This window comes from Allobosea sp. BH3, assembly GCF_025499465.1.
Classification (GTDB): domain Bacteria; phylum Pseudomonadota; class Alphaproteobacteria; order Rhizobiales; family Beijerinckiaceae; genus Allobosea.
The window spans coordinates 57,018-77,727 of the sequence record NZ_JAIMCA010000002.1 but is presented as its reverse complement, the minus strand read 5'-3'; the positions used below and the strand labels follow the sequence as shown (position 1 = coordinate 77,727).

General features: G+C 68.1%; 20 protein-coding genes. 13 read left to right on the top strand and 7 right to left on the bottom strand.

What is annotated here, in order from left to right:
* The first annotated feature begins 14 nt into the window (after positions 1-14).
* From BoBH3_RS05380 to BoBH3_RS05370, 3 genes are read left to right on the top strand one after another with little or no spacing between them, the layout of a single operon-like run.
* Entirely contained in the window at positions 15-1,811 is a 1,797-nt protein-coding gene (locus BoBH3_RS05380) for a PAS domain-containing sensor histidine kinase (protein ID WP_262329753.1), read from the top strand.
* Between the two features lie 14 nt (positions 1,812-1,825).
* A complete protein-coding gene (locus BoBH3_RS05375) occupies positions 1,826-2,422 on the top strand; it encodes a hypothetical protein (RefSeq protein WP_262329752.1) in 597 nt (198 codons plus the stop codon).
* 19 nt (positions 2,423-2,441) lie between these two features.
* Entirely contained in the window at positions 2,442-2,777 is a 336-nt protein-coding gene (locus BoBH3_RS05370) for a DUF1491 family protein (protein WP_262329751.1), read from the top strand.
* Here the strand turns inward: BoBH3_RS05370 and BoBH3_RS05365 are convergent.
* On the bottom strand, positions 2,774-3,907 hold the full coding sequence (locus tag BoBH3_RS05365) for a DUF2336 domain-containing protein (RefSeq protein ID WP_262329750.1): 1,134 nt from the start codon (positions 3,905-3,907) through the stop codon (positions 2,774-2,776). The two genes, BoBH3_RS05370 and BoBH3_RS05365, sit on opposite strands and share 4 nt — an antisense overlap.
* A gap of 169 nt (positions 3,908-4,076) precedes the next feature.
* Between BoBH3_RS05365 and BoBH3_RS05360 the strand changes: the two genes are divergently transcribed.
* Together BoBH3_RS05360 and BoBH3_RS05355 are read left to right on the top strand one after the other, a co-directional pair.
* Positions 4,077-4,283 carry a hypothetical protein gene (locus tag BoBH3_RS05360; RefSeq protein WP_262329749.1) on the top strand — a complete coding sequence of 69 codons (207 nt, stop codon included), beginning with the start codon at positions 4,077-4,079 and terminating at the stop codon, positions 4,281-4,283.
* Positions 4,280-5,077 carry a hypothetical protein gene (locus BoBH3_RS05355; RefSeq protein ID WP_262329748.1) on the top strand — a complete coding sequence of 266 codons (798 nt, stop codon included), beginning with the start codon at positions 4,280-4,282 and terminating at the stop codon, positions 5,075-5,077. Before BoBH3_RS05360 ends, BoBH3_RS05355 begins: the two co-directional genes overlap by 4 nt.
* Positions 5,078-5,081: 4 nt before the next feature.
* Here BoBH3_RS05355 and BoBH3_RS05350 read toward each other — a convergent pair whose 3' ends face one another.
* From BoBH3_RS05350 to BoBH3_RS05340, 3 genes are all read right to left on the bottom strand, one after another.
* Positions 5,082-5,771 (bottom strand): DUF1254 domain-containing protein, encoded by a 690-nt coding sequence (locus BoBH3_RS05350; RefSeq protein WP_262329747.1) that lies wholly within the window; start codon positions 5,769-5,771, stop codon positions 5,082-5,084.
* A 2-nt stretch (positions 5,772-5,773) separates the two neighbouring features.
* Positions 5,774-6,349, bottom strand: a complete 576-nt coding sequence (locus BoBH3_RS05345; protein ID WP_262329746.1) for a DUF1214 domain-containing protein — start codon at positions 6,347-6,349, stop codon at positions 5,774-5,776.
* A gap of 136 nt (positions 6,350-6,485) precedes the next feature.
* On the bottom strand, positions 6,486-8,711 hold the full coding sequence (locus tag BoBH3_RS05340) for a transglycosylase domain-containing protein (protein WP_262329745.1): 2,226 nt from the start codon (positions 8,709-8,711) through the stop codon (positions 6,486-6,488).
* Between the two features lie 239 nt (positions 8,712-8,950).
* Here BoBH3_RS05340 and BoBH3_RS05335 point away from each other — a divergent pair, with 239 nt between their 5' ends.
* The 7 genes from BoBH3_RS05335 (at position 8,951) to BoBH3_RS05305 (ending at position 15,820) form a co-directional block, all read left to right on the top strand.
* Positions 8,951-9,445, top strand: a complete 495-nt coding sequence (locus tag BoBH3_RS05335) for a YcgN family cysteine cluster protein (protein WP_262329744.1) — start codon at positions 8,951-8,953, stop codon at positions 9,443-9,445.
* Between the two features lie 188 nt (positions 9,446-9,633).
* Entirely contained in the window at positions 9,634-12,318 is a 2,685-nt protein-coding gene (ppdK, locus tag BoBH3_RS05330; RefSeq protein WP_262329743.1) for a pyruvate, phosphate dikinase, read from the top strand.
* Between the two features lie 5 nt (positions 12,319-12,323).
* Positions 12,324-13,037 (top strand): HAD family hydrolase, encoded by a 714-nt coding sequence (locus BoBH3_RS05325; RefSeq protein ID WP_262329742.1) that lies wholly within the window; start codon positions 12,324-12,326, stop codon positions 13,035-13,037.
* A 234-nt stretch (positions 13,038-13,271) separates the two neighbouring features.
* The gene (locus tag BoBH3_RS05320) at positions 13,272-13,481 is read left to right on the top strand and encodes a cold-shock protein (protein ID WP_038361128.1); all 210 of its coding nucleotides are present in this window, start codon (positions 13,272-13,274) and stop codon (positions 13,479-13,481) included.
* A 171-nt stretch (positions 13,482-13,652) separates the two neighbouring features.
* Positions 13,653-15,194 carry a DEAD/DEAH box helicase gene (locus BoBH3_RS05315; RefSeq protein ID WP_262329741.1) on the top strand — a complete coding sequence of 514 codons (1,542 nt, stop codon included), beginning with the start codon at positions 13,653-13,655 and terminating at the stop codon, positions 15,192-15,194.
* 75 nt (positions 15,195-15,269) lie between these two features.
* Positions 15,270-15,539, top strand: coding sequence for a translation initiation factor IF-1 (gene infA / locus BoBH3_RS05310; RefSeq protein WP_262329740.1), 270 nt, complete (start codon positions 15,270-15,272; stop codon positions 15,537-15,539).
* Between the two features lie 14 nt (positions 15,540-15,553).
* On the top strand, positions 15,554-15,820 hold the full coding sequence (locus BoBH3_RS05305; RefSeq protein ID WP_262329739.1) for a hypothetical protein: 267 nt from the start codon (positions 15,554-15,556) through the stop codon (positions 15,818-15,820).
* A gap of 155 nt (positions 15,821-15,975) precedes the next feature.
* Here BoBH3_RS05305 and BoBH3_RS05300 read toward each other — a convergent pair whose 3' ends face one another.
* Both BoBH3_RS05300 and BoBH3_RS05295 read right to left on the bottom strand, forming a co-directional pair.
* The gene (locus BoBH3_RS05300) at positions 15,976-16,569 is read right to left on the bottom strand and encodes a hypothetical protein (protein WP_262329738.1); all 594 of its coding nucleotides are present in this window, start codon (positions 16,567-16,569) and stop codon (positions 15,976-15,978) included.
* Positions 16,570-16,749: 180 nt separating this feature from the next.
* Entirely contained in the window at positions 16,750-17,970 is a 1,221-nt protein-coding gene (locus BoBH3_RS05295; RefSeq protein ID WP_262329737.1) for a cell wall hydrolase, read from the bottom strand.
* Positions 17,971-18,374: 404 nt separating this feature from the next.
* Between BoBH3_RS05295 and BoBH3_RS05290 the strand changes: the two genes are divergently transcribed.
* Entirely contained in the window at positions 18,375-19,622 is a 1,248-nt protein-coding gene (locus BoBH3_RS05290) for an MFS transporter (RefSeq protein WP_262329736.1), read from the top strand.
* A gap of 111 nt (positions 19,623-19,733) precedes the next feature.
* Here the strand turns inward: BoBH3_RS05290 and BoBH3_RS05285 are convergent, their stop codons facing one another.
* Positions 19,734-20,639 carry a LysR family transcriptional regulator gene (locus tag BoBH3_RS05285; RefSeq protein ID WP_262329735.1) on the bottom strand — a complete coding sequence of 302 codons (906 nt, stop codon included), beginning with the start codon at positions 20,637-20,639 and terminating at the stop codon, positions 19,734-19,736.
* Between the last annotated feature and the right edge of the window lie 71 nt (positions 20,640-20,710).

Below are 20,710 nucleotides of genomic sequence, written 5' to 3'. Positions count from 1 at the left end.
TCCGTATGGCGATCATGACGGCACTGAGGACACAGGCCGCCGCACTGGTGCATGCATCGGCGCGGGCGGATGCGGGCGAGCGGCTGCGGCACGAGCGCTTCGTGCTGTCGCGCCTCGTCATTGGCGGCGGCGCGCTCAGTCTCGCCCCCGCCTATCTCGCCTGGCGCGGCGCCATCGGCGCCTTCGAGGCGACGATGATCGTGGCCGCTGCCCTGCCGGTTCTCGCCGTCGTGCTGCTCTCGCATACGGGCCGCCTCGATATCTCCCACGCCATTTCCGCCGCCGCGCTGTCCCTCTTCATTCTCGCGCTGGCCGGCGTGACCGGCGGCATCTCCTCGCCGCTGCTGCTCTGGCTCGCCGTCGTGCCGGTCGAGGCCGCCTTCTTCGGCGGGCGTGGCTTCATGTTGCGGGCGGGCTGGGTGGCGCTGGCCGCGCTGCTCGCTGCGCTCGGGCTGCAGCAGCTCGGGCTGTTCACCGGGACTGGAAGCTGGGCCGGCGAATCGATGTCGATGCTGGTCCTGGCCGCGATCTGCCAGACCCTGGTCGCCACGGCTGTCCTGATGCGCCGGCGGCAGGTCGAGGTGCGGGAGCACCGCGCTTCGGACGCTCGCGCGCAACTCCTGCTCGATCATGTCGGCGATCTCGTCACCTGGCACGACGCCAACGGCGCGGTCGTCTTCGCCAATGCCGCGGCCCGCACCCTGGCCGGTGCCGAGCCGCGTGACCTGCTCGGGCGCGGGCTGCTGGACCGTGTCCACATCGCCGACCGTCCGCTCTTCCTCAAGGCGCTGAATGACGCTGCCCATGGCGAGGGTGCCGCGACCGCCTGCTTCCGCACGCTCTTCGTTCCGCAGGACGGGGAGGCAAGGCTGCCGGTCTCGCTCTGGCTGGAGATGCAGGCCTATCGGACCGACGCCACAGGCAGCGCCGACGGTGCCGCGATCGTCTGCGTGATGCGCGACGTCACCGCCCGTCGCGCGTTCGACGATGAGCGCGAGCGCGACCACGCAGAGGCGCTGCGCGCGAACGACGTCAAGGGCCGCTTCCTGGCCACGGTCAGCCATGAGCTGCGCACGCCGCTCAACGCCATCATCGGCTTCTCCGAGATGCTGAGCGGCGAGGAGAACGGCTGGATCGATTCGGCCAAGCGCCTCGAATACGCCCGCATTATCCACGCCTCCGGCCATCACCTGCTCGAGGTGGTCAACACGCTGCTCGACATCTCGAAGATCGAGAGCGGGGCGATGGCGATCGAGCGCGAGCCGCTCGACCTCGCCGCCATCGCGCGCGATTGCTGCGCGTTGATGGCGCTGCGGATCGAAGGTGGCGGCATCGCGTTGGAGCGCGTCGCCGGTCCGGCCCTGCCGCTGGTCGAGGGCGACAGGCGTGCCCTGAAGCAGGTCGTGCTGAACCTGCTCTCGAACGCGGTGAAATTCACCCAGCCCGGCGGGCGCGTGACGCTGGCCATCGTGCGCGACGGCGACACTGTCGACCTCTCGGTCTCCGACACCGGCATCGGCATCTCCGCCGCCGACCTGCCGCGCCTGGGTGACCCCTTCTTCCAGGTCAAGGGCCCCTATGAACGGGTCCATGAGGGCACCGGCCTCGGGCTTTCGGTGGTGCGCGGTCTCGTCGGCCTGCATGGTGGGCGGCTCACGGTCGAGAGCGCTCCGGGCGTCGGCACGCGCGTCTCGGTCAGGCTGCCGGTCTCCGGCGCCGCGGGCATCGAGCAGCCGGCCAAGATCGTCACCTTCGCACGCGCCCCGCGCCGCGGCCTTGAAACCAAAGAACCTCTTCGCCTGACTGCCTGAGACGAGCTGAAACCATGTCCTATACCATGGCTGCCCGCGCCCCCTCCGGCGCCTCCCTGTCAGCCCCGGCCCGCCGGAAGCCTCAAGCTGCGCGCCGGCAGACGACCTGGCTCGGCCGGATCGGCCGCGCCATCGAGCGTCGGCCGGGCCGCGCGCTGCTCCTGCTGGTCTTCGGTGCCGTCTCGACCGTGATCGTCGCCAATGCGCTGATGATGCAGAAGGTTCGTCACCCGGCCCCGATGCTCTCGGCGCCGGCCGCTCCCCCGCGCGCCACGGCAGAGCGCCGCGCCGAATCCGTCCCCGCTCAGGTCGGCGGGACCACGCCCGCGGGCGCCTCGCAGCCTCTGCTGCCGCCCGCCCGCCCTGACGATATTTCGCGGTTGCTGGGCGCCCGCGACGCCGCGCCGCGCCCGCCCGCGCCCGTGACCGGGGCGGCGCAACCACGCACGGCTCAGCCCGCAGCCGCTCCGGCGGCGGCCCCGCGAGCGGCGGCCGCGCCGCGCGATCCGATCGCCGACCTGATCAACGGCAACGACCTGCGCCCGCCGGCGGACATCCGAGGCGCCGCTGGCCGCTCCGCCGCCGCACCTCGCAAGACGGCGGAAAACTGAGCATGCGCGGCGCCCGCTGATGGCGCGCCTGACCAGCGATTTCTGGGTTTCGGCCTATCTGCGCCGGGCGGCGCATGAAGGGCTCGTCGCCGTGCTGCGCCGCCGCGGCGCGCGCGAGGCCGGCGCGATCTTCGTCAAGCTCGATCGGCTCGACGGCACCGCCGCGCTTTACGGCCCGGCGCCGCAGGCGATGGCCGATGACGATGGCGAGCGACGTTTCCAGCTCCTGCTCGATTCCGATCCGCTCGCAGTCGAGGATCGCGTCGACCGCGAGCTGCGCTTCGACAGCGATCTCTGGCTTGTCGAGATCGAGAACCGCGCGGGCGATCCGCGCCTCGTGCTGGTCGAAAGCTAGCCCCGCTCGCGCCCCGCGCCAAACCGGTTGAGCACGTCCGACATGGCTGGCTGGGCATCCGGACGCGTCGCGCCGGCACGGCCGGGCGTGCCGCTCGGGTCCATGGCGGGCTGGTGCCGGCCCTGACGCTGCAGGGTGGACGCCGGCAAGCCGGCGATCTGCATGACGAGGCGGAAGGCGATGGCCGGCCTGACCGTCCGCATCAGGGCGACCAGGGCGAAGATGCGTTCCACGGAGTGCGCCGCCTCGTCGCCGAGCCGGATCAGGAAGCGCGTCGCTTCCTCGACGCTGACGCCGCTTGCGATCAGGCTGAGCGCGGCGAGTTCGCGGGTCGTATCGCGGGCCATGGCATCCGCCAGGACCGGCCCGCCGCCGAGATGGGCCGCGATCGAGCCGAAAGCGCCTTCGCGATCCTCGCCCGCGATCGTGAGCCAGCCTATGAAGGTCTGCGTGGACGCAAGCGGCGGCTTGTCGCCCGGATGCAGCGTCTCGCGCGCCAGGATCGATTCGAGGATGGCAAGGCGCCGCTCGGCGCCGGCCCGCAGGAAGAGCGGGGCGCGTTCGAGGTTTGAAAGGTCGTTTCGGGCCAGCAGGCCGGGCTGGTAGGCCGGCTCGGTGCGCGCGCGGGCGACCAGCATCTCGATGGCCTCCCGCGGCATCGGCGCCCGCGGATTGCCGATCAGGGCGAGGTCGAGCGCGCGGTCGCGCAGCGAAACGAGCATGAATACGGCCGTATGGGTGAGGTCGCTGCGGACGGCGAGCGCCAGCCGGATGGCCTCGTCGCCCGTCTCGGCGAACCGCTCGATCTCGCTTCCGGGGAGCGGCATGCCGTGGCGCAGCAGCTCGGCCAGAACCGCCCCGCCGCGATCTGCGAGCGCCGCCAGGATGGTGGCCGGCGTATGGGGCCAGCCGGCGAGCTTGCGGGCGAGAATCAGCGCCGTGGCCTCGTCGATCGTCGGGATCAGCGCGACACCCATCTCGCCGAAGGCTGCGAGATCCTCCCGCGGCGGCTTCGGCGTCGACATCAGGAGGTCTGCCGTGACGCGCAGCGAGACCTGGCTCAGATCGAGGCCGCCGTCGCGCGCCATGCGGGCGAGATCGGCGAGTTCCTGGGAGATGGGTGCAGGCATGGCTGTTGCGACCGTGAACTGTGATTCACCTCAAATTACTCCAGAGGTTTTAAGGGCACGTTAACCATGGTTGGGCCTGATGCGTGTTGAGGGCCTGCGACTCAGGTGCGACTTCGCGCACCGCAAGGCTATCGCGATCGCAACTCTGGCGCTGGATAGGAGGCGCTTCATGGCCGACGTCATCCCCTTCGCGCTGCACAGGCGCTATCAGGAACGCTCCTGCCCCTTCCCGCAGCGGTCTGCCGACATCCTTTTCTACACCGGCGTCCGCTATGAGCGGGCGTCCGAGGCGCGGCCCCAGGAGGCGAAGCCTCCGTCACGCCAGCGTCCGCGCAAGCTCGTCAGCCGCAAGGCGCCCCGCAGGCAGCCTGCGTGAAGCCTTACGCGACGCAGGCGACGCTGTCCCGGCGCTCGGCGGCCAGCATCGCCGTGGCTCTGGCGAGCGGCCTCGGATTGGCCGGCTGCCTGTCGACGGATGGCGATCTCGGCCGTCCGCGCCCGACCGTCTGGACGCAGCTTTGGGCTCCGCAGGCCGGCTTCGCGTCGGCAACGGCGCGCGGCGAGCACGCTTCCTATTTCCGCTTCACCGACGACGAGGAGCAGATGCGCGACCGTGCCTGGCGCTTCATCATGCCGGGCCACGAGCGCAGCACCTTCCAGGGCGAGCTTTCGAACCTCGCCTCTTTCCGCATCCTGCCGGCCGCCGCTGCAGCCGGAGACGTCTCGGACTATTTCAACGCGCTGACCTCGGGCTCCTTCTCCTCGCAGGTCTCGCGCTACAACCGGCTGGCGGAGGATGCCAACGCCGACCGGCTGCTGATCGGGCCGTTCCGCGCCAATGCCACGCGCGTCGTCAGCATGGACCGGGTCCGCATGCGCGCCGCCGAAGCCTCGCCGGAGGCCGTCGCCGGCAAGGAAGAGGCGGCTATGGCGCGCGTGATCGAAAACGAGGGGCTCATTCTCTGGGTCTGCGAGCGAATTGACTTCCGGATCAGGAGCTATCGCCACGCCCTGACCAATCTCGTGGTCGAGATGCCTTCGCGCGAGGGCGTCCGGGCCGAGCGCGCCATCATGGCGCTCGAGGCCGAGGCCGGCCCGCTCTGCCGCCAGATGCCGCTCAACGGAGCCTTCCGCAACGGCGACAAACGCCCGGCAATCTACAAGGGCTGAGCGCTCAATTCGCCATCCCGCATTCGACGCTGGTCGCGAGCGCTTCCGCATCGGCCCGGTCGGAGGGCAGGCGCACCAGCACGCGCGCCACGACCAGCCCCTGTTCTGCGTCCGAAACAACGCGTAGCTCCCGGCTCGTCTCGCCTTCCTCATCGGCGGCGATGCGCTCGTCACGCTGCTCTTCCGTCATCACCAGGAAATCCAGAACGCCGCGGATCGCGGCACGGTCGGTGATGGCATAGATCACGCCGCCGCCCTGCCGGTGCACGGTCAGGCCCAGCGGCAAGGAGCCGATCCGCGCCACGATCCGCATCGGGCCGGCCGAGAGATCATAGCTGCAGATGGCGGTGACGGCGTTCGGATCGAGCTCCCGCGGGGCAGGCAGGCCGCGTGTTCCCCCCGGCACCGGGGCGAGCTCCGCACGCCCTTCGGCCCCGAGATCGCGATAGGCATGGGCGGCGTCCCGCTGGGAGAGGGCGGGGATGGAGAGGACCGTGACGATATGGACGATCCCTGCGAGCAGCAGCCCGGCCAGCGTCGCCATCAGGAAGCGCGCGAGCCCGGTGCGCAATCTCGCCCGCCAGCCGCGGCGTGGCGATGCTTCGGCCCGCGGCGCCGCTGCCGCGCGCGATGGCTCGGCGACCGGCTCCTCGATCGGCATGCCAGTCGGCTTGTCGGTGTCTTGGTCGGCCATGCTCATCGGCAGTCCGCCCGCGTGATGCGCGGCAGGTTGCTTGCCCGCGTCTCGCCGGTCTGGCTCGATATCGGCGTGTCGTACAGGCGCAGGCGGATCTGGAAACGCCCGCTCGCCGGCAGGGGCAGCCAGTTGCCGGCTTCCGGCGTCGATGAGGCGACGATGGCGATCTGTCCATCCTCGGGCCGGACGATCTGCGAGTCGGTGAAGCTCGTGCGCTCCAGCGTCAGCCGGAAGGGCAGGCCGTCTCCGTCCGTGATGCCGATGGTCCAGCCGCGCGTCGTCGGCGTCACTCCGCTCAGCCGATAGCGGCAGCGCCCGTCAAGCGCCTGCCCTTCGCTGTCGCGTTCCGCGATCAGCTCGAGCCCCTCGCCGGAACCGAACGGCAGATGCACCCCGCGCGAGAGATAGGCGCGCATATAGGGGTCGATTTCGCGGCTGCCGCTGCGCGGCCACGCCATCCATGGCCCGACCTCGACCTTGCCGAGGGCAGGGCGTCCTGCGACGGCCCAATGCGCCGAGCCGAGGCCGAGGCCGGCGCCGAGCGTCAGGATGTAGGCAAGATCGAGAATCCGCACGTCTGCTGCCCGCTCCGGCGAGAATCCCCTGGAGATCGCCCCTGGCTGAATTGAACCAGCGCCCCGGCGGGCGTCAACCGCTCCCGGCCCTCGAGCCGGATCCGATCAGGTTGAATCGACCTGATCGGCGCGTGCTCTAGCGCAGCCTTGTGATGCTGCTGGTCGGGACGTCCTGAATGCCAACCTGGATCGGCCGATGGCCGGCGCGCCCGGGCTCGAGCGTCTTGAACATCGCGCCGACCGCGGAGAGCACCTCGAAGGACTGGCGCGGCATGTGGCCCGCGCCGGGGCCGCTGGCGACGTCGAGGCCGTGGGCCGGCGCATTCGCCTTGGCGATGGCCGGCGCCTTGGGATCGACGGCGGGCACGCCCGGGATCGGCTTCAGCTCCAGCCCCTGATGGGCGAACTGCATGATCTCCTTCCACGTCATCGCCGGCAGAGAGCCGCCGGTCATGTTCGCGGTCTCGGCCGAGTTGTCGTTGCCGAACCAGACTGCACCGACGAGATTGCCGGAGTAGCCGACATACCAGGCATCCTTGTAGCCGTTGGTCGTGCCGGTCTTTCCGGCGGTGACGACGCCGTCCAGCGCCGCGCGCCGGCCGGTGCCTTCGGTCGGCACCTTCGAGAGCATGAAGTTCATGTCCTGCGCCACCTGCGTGGACAGCACCTGCTTCGGCGGCGCCTCGTCGCGGTCATGGCGGTAGATCGTGTCGCCCTGCGAATTGGTGATCTCGATGGCGGCGTAGGGTTGCGCGCGCTTGCCGCCATTGGCGAAGACGGCATAGCCGGCCGCCATGTCGATGACCGTCACCTCCGCCGCGCCGATCGGCAGGGATACGGTGTCCGTCAGCGGGCTGGTCAGGCCCATGGCGCGGGCCGTCTCGACGATCTTCTTGCGGCCGATCAGAGCGGCACGCGCCTCATGCGTCTCGCCCGTCGCCTTGCCGATGGCGATCGACATCTGCACGGGGATCGTATTGATCGACTTCGCCAGCGCCACCGTCAGCGGCATCGAGCCGGCATAGGAGCGGCCGTAATTGTTGGGGCACCAGTTGCCGATGCAGACCGGCCGGTCGGTCACGACCGTGTTCGGCTTGTAAAGCCCGGCCGAGAGCGCGGCGGCATAGACGAAGGGCTTGAACGAAGAGCCCGGCTGGCGCTGCCCGCCCGTCGCGCGGTTGAACTGGCTCGCGCCATAATCCCGCCCACCGACGATGGCGCGGACGGCTCCGTCCGGTTCCATGACGACGGTCGCCGCCTGCCGCACCCGATAGGCCGGGCCGTGCTGGCGCAGGATGGTCTCGATCGCCTCGTCAGCACGGTCCTGGATGGCGGAATCATGGGGGGTCTTCACCACCAGCACGCGGTCGGGGCCGAGCTTGCCTTCGTCGGCCAGTGCCTTCACCGCGTCGAAGGCCCAGTCGAGGTAATAATCGGGGCTGGCGTCGCGACGCCGGTCGACCGGTGTCGCCGGGTTGCGCTTGGCGCTGTCGACCTGGCCTGCGGTCATGAAGCCGGCATCGACCATGGCGTTGAGCACGTCGTTGGCACGCGCACGGGCTGCCGGCAGGTTGACGTGCGGCGCATATTTGGTCGGTGCCTTGAACAGCCCCGCCAACATCGCCGCCTCGGCCAGCGAGACGTCCTTCACCGACTTGCCGAAATAGTATTCGGCCGCCGCCGCCGCGCCGAACGTGCCGCCGCCCATATAGGCGCGGTCGAGATAGAGCTTGAGGATCTCGTTCTTGGGCAGCCTCTGCTCCAGCCAGAGGGCGAGGAAGGCTTCCTTGATCTTGCGGTCGAGCGAGCGCTCGTTCGAAAGGAACAGGTTCTTGGCGAGCTGCTGCGTCAGGGAGGAGCCGCCCTGCACCACGCCCGAGGCGCGCGTATTGACCAGCAATGCACGCGAGGTGCCTATCAGGTCGATGCCGAAATGCTCGTAGAAGCGCCGGTCCTCGGTGGCCAGGACGGCCTTCAGCAGATGGTCCGGCATCTCCTCGAGTTTGAGGGAGTCGTCGTGGCGTGCGCCGCGATGGCCGAGCGGCGCGCCGTAGCGGTCAAGGAACGTGACGGCGAGCACCTGGTTCTTGAGCGCTTCCTCGTTGCCGATGCGGAAGGAGGGCAGCGCCAGCATCACCACGAAAAGCGCGCCGACGATGCCGATGTTCAGCCCTTCGCTGGCGAATTCGGCCGCGATGCGCTTGCCGCCGGAGACGGTGAGGCGGTCGGTCAGGCTGCGGACGCGCTCATAGGCCTCGCCAGCGCGGCGGCCAGCGTCCCAAAGCCCGGCATCGACCCATGAATCCACGGCGAGCGCGTAGCGCTTCAGCCGCGTCCTCCAGCCTGCCTTCTTGAACTCCATGGCCGTTCCAGACGTTCTGAAGGGCCCCCGACGCAGTCCTGCCGCGCGGTTGCCGCCTTGGCAACAGTTTTGCGCCCGGAATGGGGCATATGGTTAAGCTTGACGGCGCGTTAAAGGGCGTCTGTGCGAAATCTCACGCAGGCAGCACAAACCGCGCCAGCCGCATTTGTTCCGAGCTGACACAGAAAGGCTCCCGGAAGTGCCTTCCATCTCGTCCCAGAGGCGCGCATAAGCCTGCCATGTCCGGAAACCTGCCGAAAACCGAGCCGTTCTGGCGCAGCACGCCGCTGGAGGAGATGACGGCGGAGCAGTGGGAGTCGCTCTGCGACGGCTGCGGTCGCTGCTGCCTCGTCAAGCTGGAGGACGAGGATACCGGCCGCATCTTCGCCACCGATGTGGGTTGTCGTCTGTTCGACGCTGGCACCTGCCGCTGCCGCAATTACACGAACCGCTCGCGCGAGGTGCCCGATTGCGTGACCCTGACGCCGAAGGATGTGCGCGAGCTGCCCTGGCTGCCGCCGACCTGCGGCTATCGCCTCGTCGCCGAGGGCAGGGATCTGCCCTGGTGGCATCCGCTGGTCTCCGGCGATCCCGAAACCGTTGTCGCTGCGGGTGTCTCGGTGCGCGGGCGCGTTCATGCCAACGAGGATGAACTGCCGGAGGAAGAGGTGGCCGAGCGCATCGTCAACTGGCCGCTGCGCTGGCCGCGTGCGGCCAAGGCGGGCGGCCGCTGACGCGGCGCGGGTCGTGCTGCACCGCACGAAAGGATATTGCAGGCGCTCATTGATTGTTCATGTCGTTTTCGGCATGACCGCCCGCATCCCCGCTGCCGGCGCCTTCGGGAATTCGCCGGCACGCACAGGAAACATTCGCAGCGCCGCGGCGTTTACGCCGTCCGGCTGAACTCAAAGAGGCTTATGCGATGGCTGGTGGGAAATGGGTCTACACCTTCGGTGACGGCAAGGCCGAGGGTGAGGCAGGGATGAAGAACCTGCTCGGCGGCAAGGGCGCTAACCTCGCCGAGATGAGCAATCTGGGCCTTCCCGTGCCGCCCGGCTTCACCATCACCACCGAGGTCTGCACGGCCTACTATGACAACGCCAAGAGCTTCCCGGCCGATCTCGACGGTCAGATGAAGGCTGCGCTCGCCGGCATGGCCAAGCTGACCGGCAAGACCTTCGGCGATCCGGCCAACCCGCTGCTTGTCTCGGTCCGCTCCGGCGCGCGCGCCTCGATGCCGGGCATGATGGACACCGTGCTTAACCTCGGTCTCAACGACGAGACGGTCGAGGCCGTCGCCAAGGCTTCTGGCGATGCCCGCTTCGCCTGGGACAGCTACCGCCGCTTCATCACGATGTACTCCAACGTGGTGCTCGACATCGACCACGGCCTCTTCGAGGAGGCGTTGGAGGCATACAAGGAGCGCAAGGGCCTGCATCTCGACACCGATCTCTCGGCCGAGGACTGGAAGGTGCTCGTCGGCAAGTACAAGGAGATCGTGAAGCGCGAGCTCGGCTCCGACTTCCCGCAGGACCCCGAGCAGCAGCTCTGGGGTGCGGTGGGCGCCGTCTTCTCCTCCTGGATGAACGCCCGCGCCATCAAATATCGCGAGCTCAACTCCATCCCGGCCTCCTGGGGCACGGCAGTGAACGTCCAGTCGATGGTGTTCGGCAACATGGGCGACACGTCAGCGACCGGCGTCGCCTTCACCCGCAACCCCTCGACCGGCGAGAACGCGCTCTATGGCGAGTTCCTGATCAACGCCCAGGGCGAAGACGTCGTCGCCGGCATCCGCACGCCGCAGGACATCACCGAGGTGGCGAAGAAGGAGGCCGGCTCCGACAAGCCTTCGATGGAGAAGGCGATGCCGGAGGCCTATGCGGAGCTCGTCCGCATCTACGGCATCCTCGAGAAGCACTATCGCGACATGCAGGACATGGAATTCACCATCCAGGAGGGCAAGCTCTGGATGCTGCAGACCCGTTCCGGCAAGCGCACCGCCAAGGCCGCGCTCAGGATCGCGGTCGACCTCGCCAGCGAGGGGCTGATCACGCAGGAGGAGGCCGTCGGCCGCGTTGAGCCCGGCGCGCTCGATCAGCTCCTGCACCCGACCATCGACCCCAAGGCCGAGCGCCGCGTGCTCACCACCGGCCTGCCGGCCTCGCCGGGTGCGGCCGCCGGCGAGATCGTCTTCAACTCCAATGATGCCGAGGCGGCGAAGAAGGCCGGCAAGAAGGTCATCCTCGTGCGCGTCGAGACGAGCCCTGAGGACATCCACGGCATGCACGCCGCCGAGGGCATCCTCACCACCCGCGGTGGCATGACCTCGCATGCGGCTGTCGTGGCGCGCGGCATGGGCAAGCCCTGCGTCTCGGGCGCCGGCCAGATCCGCGTCGACTATGCCAAGGGCACGCTGACGGTCGGCCCGAACACGCTGAAGGCCGGCGACGTTCTCACCATTGACGGCAGCAACGGCCAGGTGCTGCTCGGCGAGGTCAAGATGCAGAAGCCGGAGCTCGCCGGCGAGTTCGCGACGCTGATGGGCTGGGCCGACAAGGTCCGCCGCCTCAAGGTGCGGGCCAATGCCGAGACGCCGGACGATGCCAAGACGGCGCGCGAGTTCGGCGCCGAGGGCATCGGGCTGTGCCGCACCGAGCACATGTTCTTCGACGAGAGCCGCATCCAGTCGATGCGCGAGATGATCCTCGCCGCCGACGACAAGGGGCGCCGCGCCGCGCTCGCCAAGCTGCTGCCGATGCAGCGGCAGGACTTCGTCCAGCTCTTCACCATCATGAACGGCCTGCCGGTCACGATCCGCCTGCTCGATCCGCCGCTGCACGAGTTCCTGCCGCATGGCGAGAAGGAGATCGCCGAGGTCGCTGCCGCGCTCGGCGTCACGCCGGATGCGCTGAAGCACCGCGCGGCCGAGCTGCACGAGTTCAACCCGATGCTCGGCTTCCGCGGCTGCCGCCTCGCCGTCGCCTATCCCGAGATCGCCGAGATGCAGGCCCGCGCCATCTTCGAGGCGGCGGTCATCGCCGCCAAGGAAACCGGCAAGCCGGTGATCCCCGAGGTGATGGTGCCGCTCGTCATGGGCAAGGCCGAGCTTGATCTCGTCAAGGCCCGCATCGACGCGATGGCGAAAGCTGTGATTGAGGAAAGCGGCGCGAAGATCGACTATCAGGTCGGCACCATGATCGAGCTGCCGCGCGCCGCGCTGCGTGCGGCCGAGATCGCCGAGAGCGCCGAGTTCTTCTCCTTCGGAACCAACGACCTGACCCAGACGACGCTCGGCATCAGCCGCGACGATGCGTCCTCCTTCCTTGGCTCCTACACGGCCAAGGGGCTGCTGGATGCCGATCCCTTCGTCACCATCGATCAGGATGGCGTCGGCGAACTGGTCAAGCTCGCCGCCGAGCGCGGCCGCAAGACGCGCTCCGACATCAAGCTCGGCATCTGCGGCGAGCATGGAGGAGACCCGGCCTCGATCGGCTTCTGCGAGACGGTCGGGCTCGACTACGTCTCCTGCTCGCCTTTCCGCGTACCGATCGCCCGACTCGCCGCCGCGCAGGCGGCGCTGGGAGCGGTCAGGGCCAAGGAAGGCTAAAATCCGTGGCGGCGTCGAAACTCACCACCATAGGCTTCGACGCCGACGACACGCTCTGGCAGAACGAGCAGTTCTTCCGGATGACCGAGGATCGCTTCGTCGCGCTGCTCGGGCAGCATGGCGAGGCGGCCGAGATTTCCGGCCGCCTGCTGGAGGCGGAAAAGCGCAACCTCGGCTTCTACGGCTTCGGCATCAAGGGCTTCGTGCTCTCGATGATCGAGACCGCGATCGAGGTCACCAAGGGCCAGGTTCCCGCTTCCGTGATCGGGGAGATCCTTGCCGCCGGCCGGGAGATGGCCGCTCATCCGGTCGAGACCCTGCCGCATGTGCGCGAGACGCTCGAGGCGCTCGCGGACGAGTATCGCCTCGTGCTCATCACCAAGGGCGACCTCTTCGACCAGGAGCGTAAGCTCGCCCAGTCCGGGCTCGGCGACTTCTTCCGCGGCGTCGAGATCGTCAGCGACAAGAATGCGGGAACCTATGAGCGCGTCTTCTCGCGCCACGGCGACGGGGCAGGGCGGGCGATGATGGTCGGCAACTCGCTGAAGTCGGACATCCTCCCGGCGCTGCAGGCGGGCTCCTGGGCAGTGCATGTGCCGCATCACCTCACCTGGGTGTTCGAGCATGCCGAGGAGCCGGCCGATCACGCGCGCTACCGCAAGATCGTCGATCTTGGCGGGTTGGGCCCGCTCCTCGGCGGAATCGGCTGCGCTGATTGAGGCTTTCTAATTCTACGTTTCCCCTTACTGGACCTGCCTGGTATTTTGTGCTACCTGGGCGAGTGTAAGACGAGATGCGGCCGGGTTCTGGCCACTCCTCCGCTCGTCGGCTCTGCCGGGATGCGGTCACGAATCAGATCCACCACACATCGCTACAAGGCCACGACGAGGCGTCCGCGCGTCCCGTCGTGTCTCCATTGATACTCGCGGGATCTGGAACGTAAGGACACCCCCATGAACAAGGGCACCGTGAAGTGGTTCAACGCCACCAAGGGCTACGGCTTCATCACGCCTGAGAACGGCGGCCAGGACGTTTTCGTCCACATCAGCGCCGTCGAGCGCGCCGGCCTGCGCGAGCTGCGCGAAGGCCAGGTCGTCTCCTTCGAGATGGTCGCCGATCGCAAGACCGGCAAGACCTCGGCCGGCAACCTCGTCGCCGAGTGATGCTGTTCGACCGGGCGCCTCGGGTGCCCGGTCCACGACAAGCCTGCCGGCGCTGTGGCTAGCGGTTCGCCGGCGGGTTCGACTTCTTAGTATATCAGGCCGGATGCGGGCCTGCGGCGCAGCCGAATTCCACATGCGCCCCCTGCATCGCGGCGTCCGGAAAGACCTTTCTTGACCAAATTTACCGATCTCGGTCTCGCCGAGCCCCTCCTCAAGGCGCTCGCGGCCGAAGGTTACGAAACGCCCACGCCGATCCAGGCGCAGGCGATCCCCCATATCCTGCAGGGCCGCGACCTGCTCGGCGCCGCGCAGACCGGCACCGGCAAGACGGCGGCTTTCGCGCTGCCGATGCTGCACCGGCTGCTCGGTGCGCCGCGGCGTCTCTCGCCGCGCGCGGTGCGCGTGCTGATCCTCTCGCCGACGCGTGAGCTGGCGGCGCAGATCGAGGCCAGCATCCGCGCCTATGGCCAGTTCACCTCGCTGAAGTCGACGGTGATCTTCGGTGGCGTGCCGGTCGGCAAGCAGATCCGCGCGCTGGGCGAGAAGGTCGACATCCTCGTCGCCACCCCCGGCCGCCTGCTTGACCTCGTCGACCAGCGTGCCGTCTCTCTGCGCGAGATCGAGTTCCTCGTTCTCGACGAAGCCGACCAGATGCTCGATCTCGGCTTCATCCATGCGCTGCGCCGCATCGCCACGCTGATCCCGAAGGAGCGCCAGACGCTGCTCTTCTCGGCGACCATGCCGAAGCCGATTCGCGATATCGCCTCCGCCTATCTCACCGATCCGGTCGAGGTCGCGGTGACGCCGGTCGCGACGACCGCCGAGAAGATCGACCAGCGCGTCATCTTCACCGGGCAGAACGAGAAGCCGGCGCTGCTGGCGAAGACGCTGAGCGTTCCCGAGATGGAGCGCGCCATCGTCTTCACCCGTACCAAGCACGGCGCCGACAAAGTCGTCCGCCAGCTCGGCCAGTCCGGCATCGAGGCTGCGGCGATCCACGGCAACAAGAGCCAGGGCCAGCGCGAGCGCGCGCTCGGCGCCTTTCGCGACGGCGACTTGCGCATCCTTGTCGCGACCGACATTGCGGCGCGCGGCATCGATGTCGACGGCATCAGCCACGTCGTGAACTACGACCTGCCGAACGTGCCCGAGACCTATGTCCACCGCATCGGCCGCACGGCCCGCGCCGGGGCCGCCGGCGTCGCCATCGCCTTCTGCTCGCCGGAGGAGCGCGGCGATCTCGCGGCCATCGAGAAGCTGACCGGCGTCAAGCCGGCGCCGATCGGTGACGTTCCTTATTGGGATGGCCGCACACCGAAGAAGCCGCCGCAGAATCAACGCGGCGGCGGCCGTGGCCAGCCCCAGCAGAACGGCGGCGGGCGTGGTCAGGGCCGCCCGCAGGGGCAGCAGCAGGCGCGTCCGCAAGGCCAGCAGCCCCGCCATGGCGGCAAGCCGGATCAGGGCGGCCAGCGCAGCCATGCGGCTGGCGGCGAAGGGCGGCCGGAGCGCCAGGAACAGCGTCGCGACGGGCGCCAGGACCACCGCCAGGATTCGCGCAACGAGCGGCCCCGCCATCAGGACAACGCGCCGCGCAGTGAGCAGTCGCAGCAAAGAAAAGACGGCGCTTCCGGTAAGGAAGGGCTTGGCGGCGTCGCGTTCTTGCAGCAAAGAACACAACCACGCACCAACGGCGCCCGGCGGCGCGCGCCCTGACGCGCGATCGGCCAGAACAGGGCGGGCCTTTCGACGGCCCGCTCCCCGCGCCAAAGGGCTCACGAAGGACGACAGATGGCGAAAGAAGAACTGCTTGAATTCGATGGCACCGTGGTTGAGGTGCTCCCGGATGGCAACTACCGGGTCAAGCTCGACAACGAGCACATCATCCTGGCCTATGCGGCCGGCAAGATGAAGAAGAACCGCATCCGCACCATCGCGGGGGACCGCGTCATCGTCGAGATGTCGCCCTACGATCTCGATCGCGGCCGCATTAATTTCCGCCAGAAGACAGCCGGTCCCGGCCCCGGCGGCCCGCCGCGGCAGAATTTCCGCCGCCGCTGAGGCTTCAGCCGCCGATGCGCCTTTCGCGAAACGAGCTTCTCTTCATCGCGTTCGGCGCGGTGCTCGGCGTACTGGTTGCTGGCGGCGTGAAGGCCGGCTTCGTCCAGCAGGACGGAGCCTTTCCGCCCTTCGTCATCGTGCTGTTCGGCCTCGGCATCGTCGAGTTGGTGGTCGGCTTTGCCTCCGGCCGTGCGCCGGGCACCCTCGTCGGCATGCCGGCCCGCTTCCTCGCCTTCTTCGTCGGCGTCTGCGTCGTGCTGCTCGGGGCGAAATTCGTCTGAGCTTTTCCGGCGTTGCAAAGCCCGGAATGACGATGTGCGAGCTCCGCCAAGAAAAAACCCCGGCGCGAGGCCGGGGTTGAGTTAGTCGTTTCCGTGGATGACAAAAGGTCTGCGTGAAACTCTGCTCTGCTTGAATTCCGTAGCGGCCGCCCCGCTCAGTTGATGGGTGTCCAATACTTGCTGCCGGGGCTTACCAGAACCTGACGCCGCTGAGTCCGGTAGCCGGCGGCGCGCTCTTCCCGCACCACATAGGTCGGCCGCACCATCACCCTGCGCTGGCGCTCCTCGTAGACGGCTGGCACCGTCTCATAATAGGTCGAACCCGCGACCATCTCGACGATGCGGCTCTGATAGCCGTACTGCGCCGGGACATCGACCCAGCAGCCGACCGTCTGGCCGAATGCATCGGTGGTCACCTCCCAGCGGCGGGTGGCCGGGCTCAGCATCACCTTTTCGGTGACCGAACCCAGCACGGCCGGACGCGTATGCGCAATCCGGGCCTCCGGCTGGACCATCACGGACTCGGTCTGGATCTCGTACTTGGCCGGCACGACGCGGTGCCGCCTCTGGATCGGCCGGACCTTGTAGGTCTTCGTCACGGTCTTGTAGACCGGCGGCGTCTTGACGAGCTGGTAGCAAGCGGCGCCGCGGCAGCCGCCACCGGCCTCTGCGGCATTGCCGCCCAGCATAGCTGCGGCAACGAAAGCCGCACCGGCGACGAGCCGGGAGGGTGAAGGTGCGCGCACCATGGCAAATACCTGACCTGTCGAATTCGGCGACTATGCGCCGTTTGTTAAGGTCAGCAAGCGCTCTTCAGGGGTAAGGCGCAAGGTAAACGCTCAAACAAGGTAAAGTCGGCTGACCTAACAAGCGCCGGCTTGTTCATACCTTTTGTTCTCAAGTGAATGAAAGAATTCGCATTTTAGCGATCAGGTCTGTCCCGGCCGAAGCTGGTAGAAGACGTGCTGGCCGATCGTGTCCATTTTGCGCAGCTTCTTGGCCCAGTAAGGCCGGACGTAATTGGCGTGGTAGTGCGTCGAGGCGCCGACCTCCACAAGATAGGTCGTGCCCTCATAGACCTCGCGCGCGATCCTGACCGCGTCACGCCACGGGCCGGCCTCAGTGATGCGCAGCGACTTGCCCTCGCAGGCGAAGGTGAACTGGCAGGCGAGGTAGCGATTGGCGTTCTGGTAGACGACGCCGCAGACGGTGCCCGGATAGAGCCCGCTCTTGGCCCGGTTGAGCACGACCTGAGCCACGGCGGCCTGTCCCAGTGCCGATTCCGAGCGGGCCTCGAAATAGATCGCCTCGGCGAGGCAGCGTTGCTCCCGCGCCATGTTCTCAGGCGCGATCAGTTCCCTGTAGCTCTGGCGCGTGCCGGGCTCGGCGAGGCGAAGATCCTGGTTGGCCGGGGCGGAGGCGAGCGCGATGCGCGCGCGCTGCTGCTGTGGCGCGCCATGGCTCGGCAGGGCAGACGGCGTCAGCGAGCCGAACATCGAGCCGACGACAGGCGTCGTCGAGGCCTGCAGGTTTGTCCGGGCGACTGAGGGCGAGGAGCCGTCGATGCTGTCGAGATAGAGCAGGGCCTGTCTCGCGGACATGATCTGCGGCTTCAGCAGCGAGACCGGCGAGGAATCCGAGAGTGCCGGGTCGGTCAGTCCTTCCTCGGCGCCATAGGGCTCGAAGCCGGTCTGCGGCCCGTCGACGGCTTCGGCCGCATGCAGCGCATCCATCGAGAAGCCGCCGGAGATCAGCTTCGGCTGTGTATCGCCGAAGACGACGCTCTCCAGCTCCCTGGAGTGGCGGGAGGAAAGCCCCGGTCGCAGGCTCGGCAGCATGTCGCCCTTGGCGCTGCGGTCGACCTCGGGAAAGTTGGCGGCCGCGTGCTTCAAATCCTCGCGCGGCGCGCGCGGGTCGACGACGATGCGCCGCTCGGGGTCGTCGAAAGAGAGTTTCGCCTGCACGATGGCCGATGTCAGCGCGAGGCCGGGCAGGCGGAAGGCGCTGGCGGCGACCAGCATCGAGGGGCCCTCGGGCAGTTCCGAGACGGGGCCGGGCGCGATCCGCGCGGCGGCGCTGAGGGGCAGGCCGGTCGGTCCGAAATTCTGACCTGCGGAGGCTGTGAATGAGACGAGCAGTCCGACCGACAACGCCCAGGGTGCGGCGGTCGTCGCGGCCCATTTGATGCCGAGGGGGCGAAGGCTCCGCCCATGTCTGCGCTGACGCCGATGACTCAAAGCGACACACCTGTCCCGAACCCCTCCGTTATCGCCACGGTAAGGTTGAGCGCAGGTTAACGGCGGTGACAAAGTGCGCCGTGAGCCCTCGTCCTGAGGAGCCGCGAAGCGGCGTCTCGAAGGATGCCTCCAAATCATTCCGGAGCCTCCTGAACATCCTTCGAGACGCGCTTCTGCGAAGCGCTCCTGAGGATGAGGGCTCAAGCGGATCTTGCCTTCCATGTCTTCCCGTGATGCGTCGTGTCACGAAATCGCACTGGTTGACGCTGGGGCGCGCCGCTAACGTGTAGCCACACAATCGAATCGTCGGGGAAGTCATGAACGCCACGCCAGCGAGTGCCGCGCCGCCGCGCAGCTACGCCCCCGAGGTCGTCGTCGCCGCCGGCTGCCTGATCGCGCTGATCACCTTCGGGCCGCGCGCCAGCGCCGGGCTGTTCCAGATCCCGATGACGGCCGAGTTCGGCTGGGGTCGCGACACCTTCGGCCTTGCGCTGGCGATCCAGAACCTGCTCTGGGGCCTCGGCGCGCCCTTCGCGGGCGCCATCGCGGACCGTTTCGGCACCGTGAAGGTGCTCTGCACCGGCGCGCTGCTCTATGCCGCCGGGCTTGTGGCGATGTCCTATGCCTCCACGCCACTGCAGCTTCATCTCGGCGCCGGCGTGCTGATCGGCTTCGGCCTTTCGGCCTGTTCCTTCAACCTCGTGCTGGCCGCCTTCGGCAAGCTCCTGCCGGAGAGCTGGCGCCCGCTCGCCTTCGGCGCGGGCACGGCTGCCGGCTCCTTCGGCCAGTTCCTCTTCCCGCCGATCGGCAACATCCTGATCGAGACCATGGGCTGGCATCAGGCGCTCGTGGTCTTCGCGCTGACGCTGCTGCCGGTGCTGCCGATCTCGGTCTTCCTGTCGACGCGCCGGCTCGGCGGCCAGGGCGCCAAGGCAGCCGCCAACCTGCCGAACCAGACGATCGCGCAGGCGCTGGCCGAGGCTTTCCGCCATCGCAGCTATGTCTTCCTCGTGCTTGGCTTCTTCACCTGCGGCTTCCAGCTCGCCTTCATTACCGTGCACATGCCGGCCTATCTCAAGGATGCTGGCCTGCCAGCCTGGGTCGGCGGCTGGACGCTCGCGGTGATCGGCCTCGCCAACGCGGTCGGCTCGTTGTCATCGGGCTGGCTCTCGACACGGATGCCGAAGCGCTATCTGCTCGCCTGGATCTATCTCGGCCGGGCCGTGGCGATCGCCGCCTTCATCCTGATCCCGGCGAGCCCGGTCACCTGCATCGCCTTCGGCATCGTCATCGGTCTGTTCTGGCTCTCGACCGTGCCGCCGACCTCGTCGCTGGTCATGCTGATGTTCGGCACGAAGTACATGGCGATGCTCTATGGCTTCGCCTTTTTCTCACATCAGGTCGGCGGCTTTCTCGGCGTCCTCCTCGGCGGGGTGCTCTACGAGGCTATGGGCAGCTACCAGTTCGTCTGGTGGCTCTCGGTCGCGCTCGGCGTCGCCTCGGCGCTGATCAACCTGCCGATCGTCGAGCGCCCCGTGGAGCGGCCGGCGGCCCAGCCGGCCTGAGCGCGAAGGGCACAGGGCGTGATGCTCGGGCTTGACCCGGGCATCTCAGAACGGAAAGGCGCCTTCTTGCGTGAGAGATTCTCGGGTCAAGCCCGAGAATGACGGCCTTTTTCAACCCGTCCCCTCGAACAGTGCCCGCTGCCGGGCGAGCTCGTTGCCGCAGAAATCCATGAAGGCGCGCACGCGCGGGACATGGCGGATGTCGGGATGGGTCAGCACCCATAGGCCCGTCGCGAAATCCGGGTTCGGCGGCAGCAGCCGCACCAGCCCCGGCCGCTGATCGGCGATGAAGCAGGGCACCGGGCCGATGCCGAGACCCTGCTCGACTGCTTCCGCCAGGCCGAGCACGGCCGAGCTTTTCACCGCGATCCGTTCCGGCGCGACATGCTCGCGCACGAAACGGGCCGCCTTCACATGTGAGAGCTGATCACCGAGCGCGACCCAGTCTCGCTGGTAGAGCCGCGCCGGATCGGCATGCTCCTCTGTCGAGAGCCCTTCCTCTGTGCGCCCATAGATCGCCCAGGCAATCGTCGCGATGCGCCGGCCGACCAGTGTTTCGCCCGGTGAGTCGCTCGCCCGGATGGCGATATCGGCATCGCGCTTGGAGAGGTTGAGCGCCTGGTTGCCGATCACGACGTCGAGCCGGATCAGCGGATGCGCCGTTCTGAAGGCGGCGAAGATGGGCAGCAGCACGTTGAGATACACGGTGTCCGTGGTGGTGATTCTCAACTCGCCGGAAGGGGCGACGTCGCGGCCTGCGAGGCGGCGGGAGAAGGCGGTGACGTCCTCGTCCATCCGGCTCGCCAGCGCCGCCATCTCGGCGCCCGCCACGGTCGCGACATAGCCGGTCTTACGCCGCTCGAAGAGCGGCATGCCGACGAGTTCCTCGATCTGGCCGAGCCGCCGGAACACGGTGGAATGGTTGACGCCCAGCGCCGACGCGGCGCCGGTCAGCCCGTCATGGTCGGCGATGGCCTTGACCAGCCGGAAATCGTCCCAGGCAAGCTTGGCGTGCATTCGCAGGCGTTCCTCCTGCACGCAGGCAAGCGAATATCTTGCAGGAATGCAAGCGGGGAAGGAGCAACGCC

Bases quoted from the DNA above. Each gene is read 5' to 3' on its own strand.
- BoBH3_RS05380 (WP_262329753.1), top strand. From the start codon at position 15: ATGACGGCACTGAGGACACAGGCCGCCGCACTGGTGCATGCATCGGCG.
- infA (WP_262329740.1), top strand. From the start codon at position 15,270: ATGGCGAAAGAAGAACTGCTTGAATTCGATGGCACCGTGGTTGAGGTG.
- ppdK (WP_262329743.1), top strand. From the start codon at position 9,634: ATGGCTGGTGGGAAATGGGTCTACACCTTCGGTGACGGCAAGGCCGAG.
- BoBH3_RS05350 (WP_262329747.1), bottom strand. From the start codon at position 5,771: ATGGCCGACCAAGACACCGACAAGCCGACTGGCATGCCGATCGAGGAG.
- BoBH3_RS05360 (WP_262329749.1), top strand. From the start codon at position 4,077: ATGGCCGACGTCATCCCCTTCGCGCTGCACAGGCGCTATCAGGAACGC.
- BoBH3_RS05320 (WP_038361128.1), top strand. From the start codon at position 13,272: ATGAACAAGGGCACCGTGAAGTGGTTCAACGCCACCAAGGGCTACGGC.
- BoBH3_RS05285 (WP_262329735.1), bottom strand. From the start codon at position 20,639: ATGCACGCCAAGCTTGCCTGGGACGATTTCCGGCTGGTCAAGGCCATC.
- BoBH3_RS05370 (WP_262329751.1), top strand. From the start codon at position 2,442: ATGGCGCGCCTGACCAGCGATTTCTGGGTTTCGGCCTATCTGCGCCGG.
- BoBH3_RS05365 (WP_262329750.1), bottom strand. From the start codon at position 3,907: ATGCCTGCACCCATCTCCCAGGAACTCGCCGATCTCGCCCGCATGGCG.
- BoBH3_RS05335 (WP_262329744.1), top strand. From the start codon at position 8,951: ATGTCCGGAAACCTGCCGAAAACCGAGCCGTTCTGGCGCAGCACGCCG.
- BoBH3_RS05290 (WP_262329736.1), top strand. From the start codon at position 18,375: ATGAACGCCACGCCAGCGAGTGCCGCGCCGCCGCGCAGCTACGCCCCC.
- BoBH3_RS05340 (WP_262329745.1), bottom strand. From the start codon at position 8,711: ATGGAGTTCAAGAAGGCAGGCTGGAGGACGCGGCTGAAGCGCTACGCG.
- BoBH3_RS05375 (WP_262329752.1), top strand. From the start codon at position 1,826: ATGTCCTATACCATGGCTGCCCGCGCCCCCTCCGGCGCCTCCCTGTCA.
- BoBH3_RS05300 (WP_262329738.1), bottom strand. From the start codon at position 16,569: ATGGTGCGCGCACCTTCACCCTCCCGGCTCGTCGCCGGTGCGGCTTTC.
- BoBH3_RS05305 (WP_262329739.1), top strand. From the start codon at position 15,554: ATGCGCCTTTCGCGAAACGAGCTTCTCTTCATCGCGTTCGGCGCGGTG.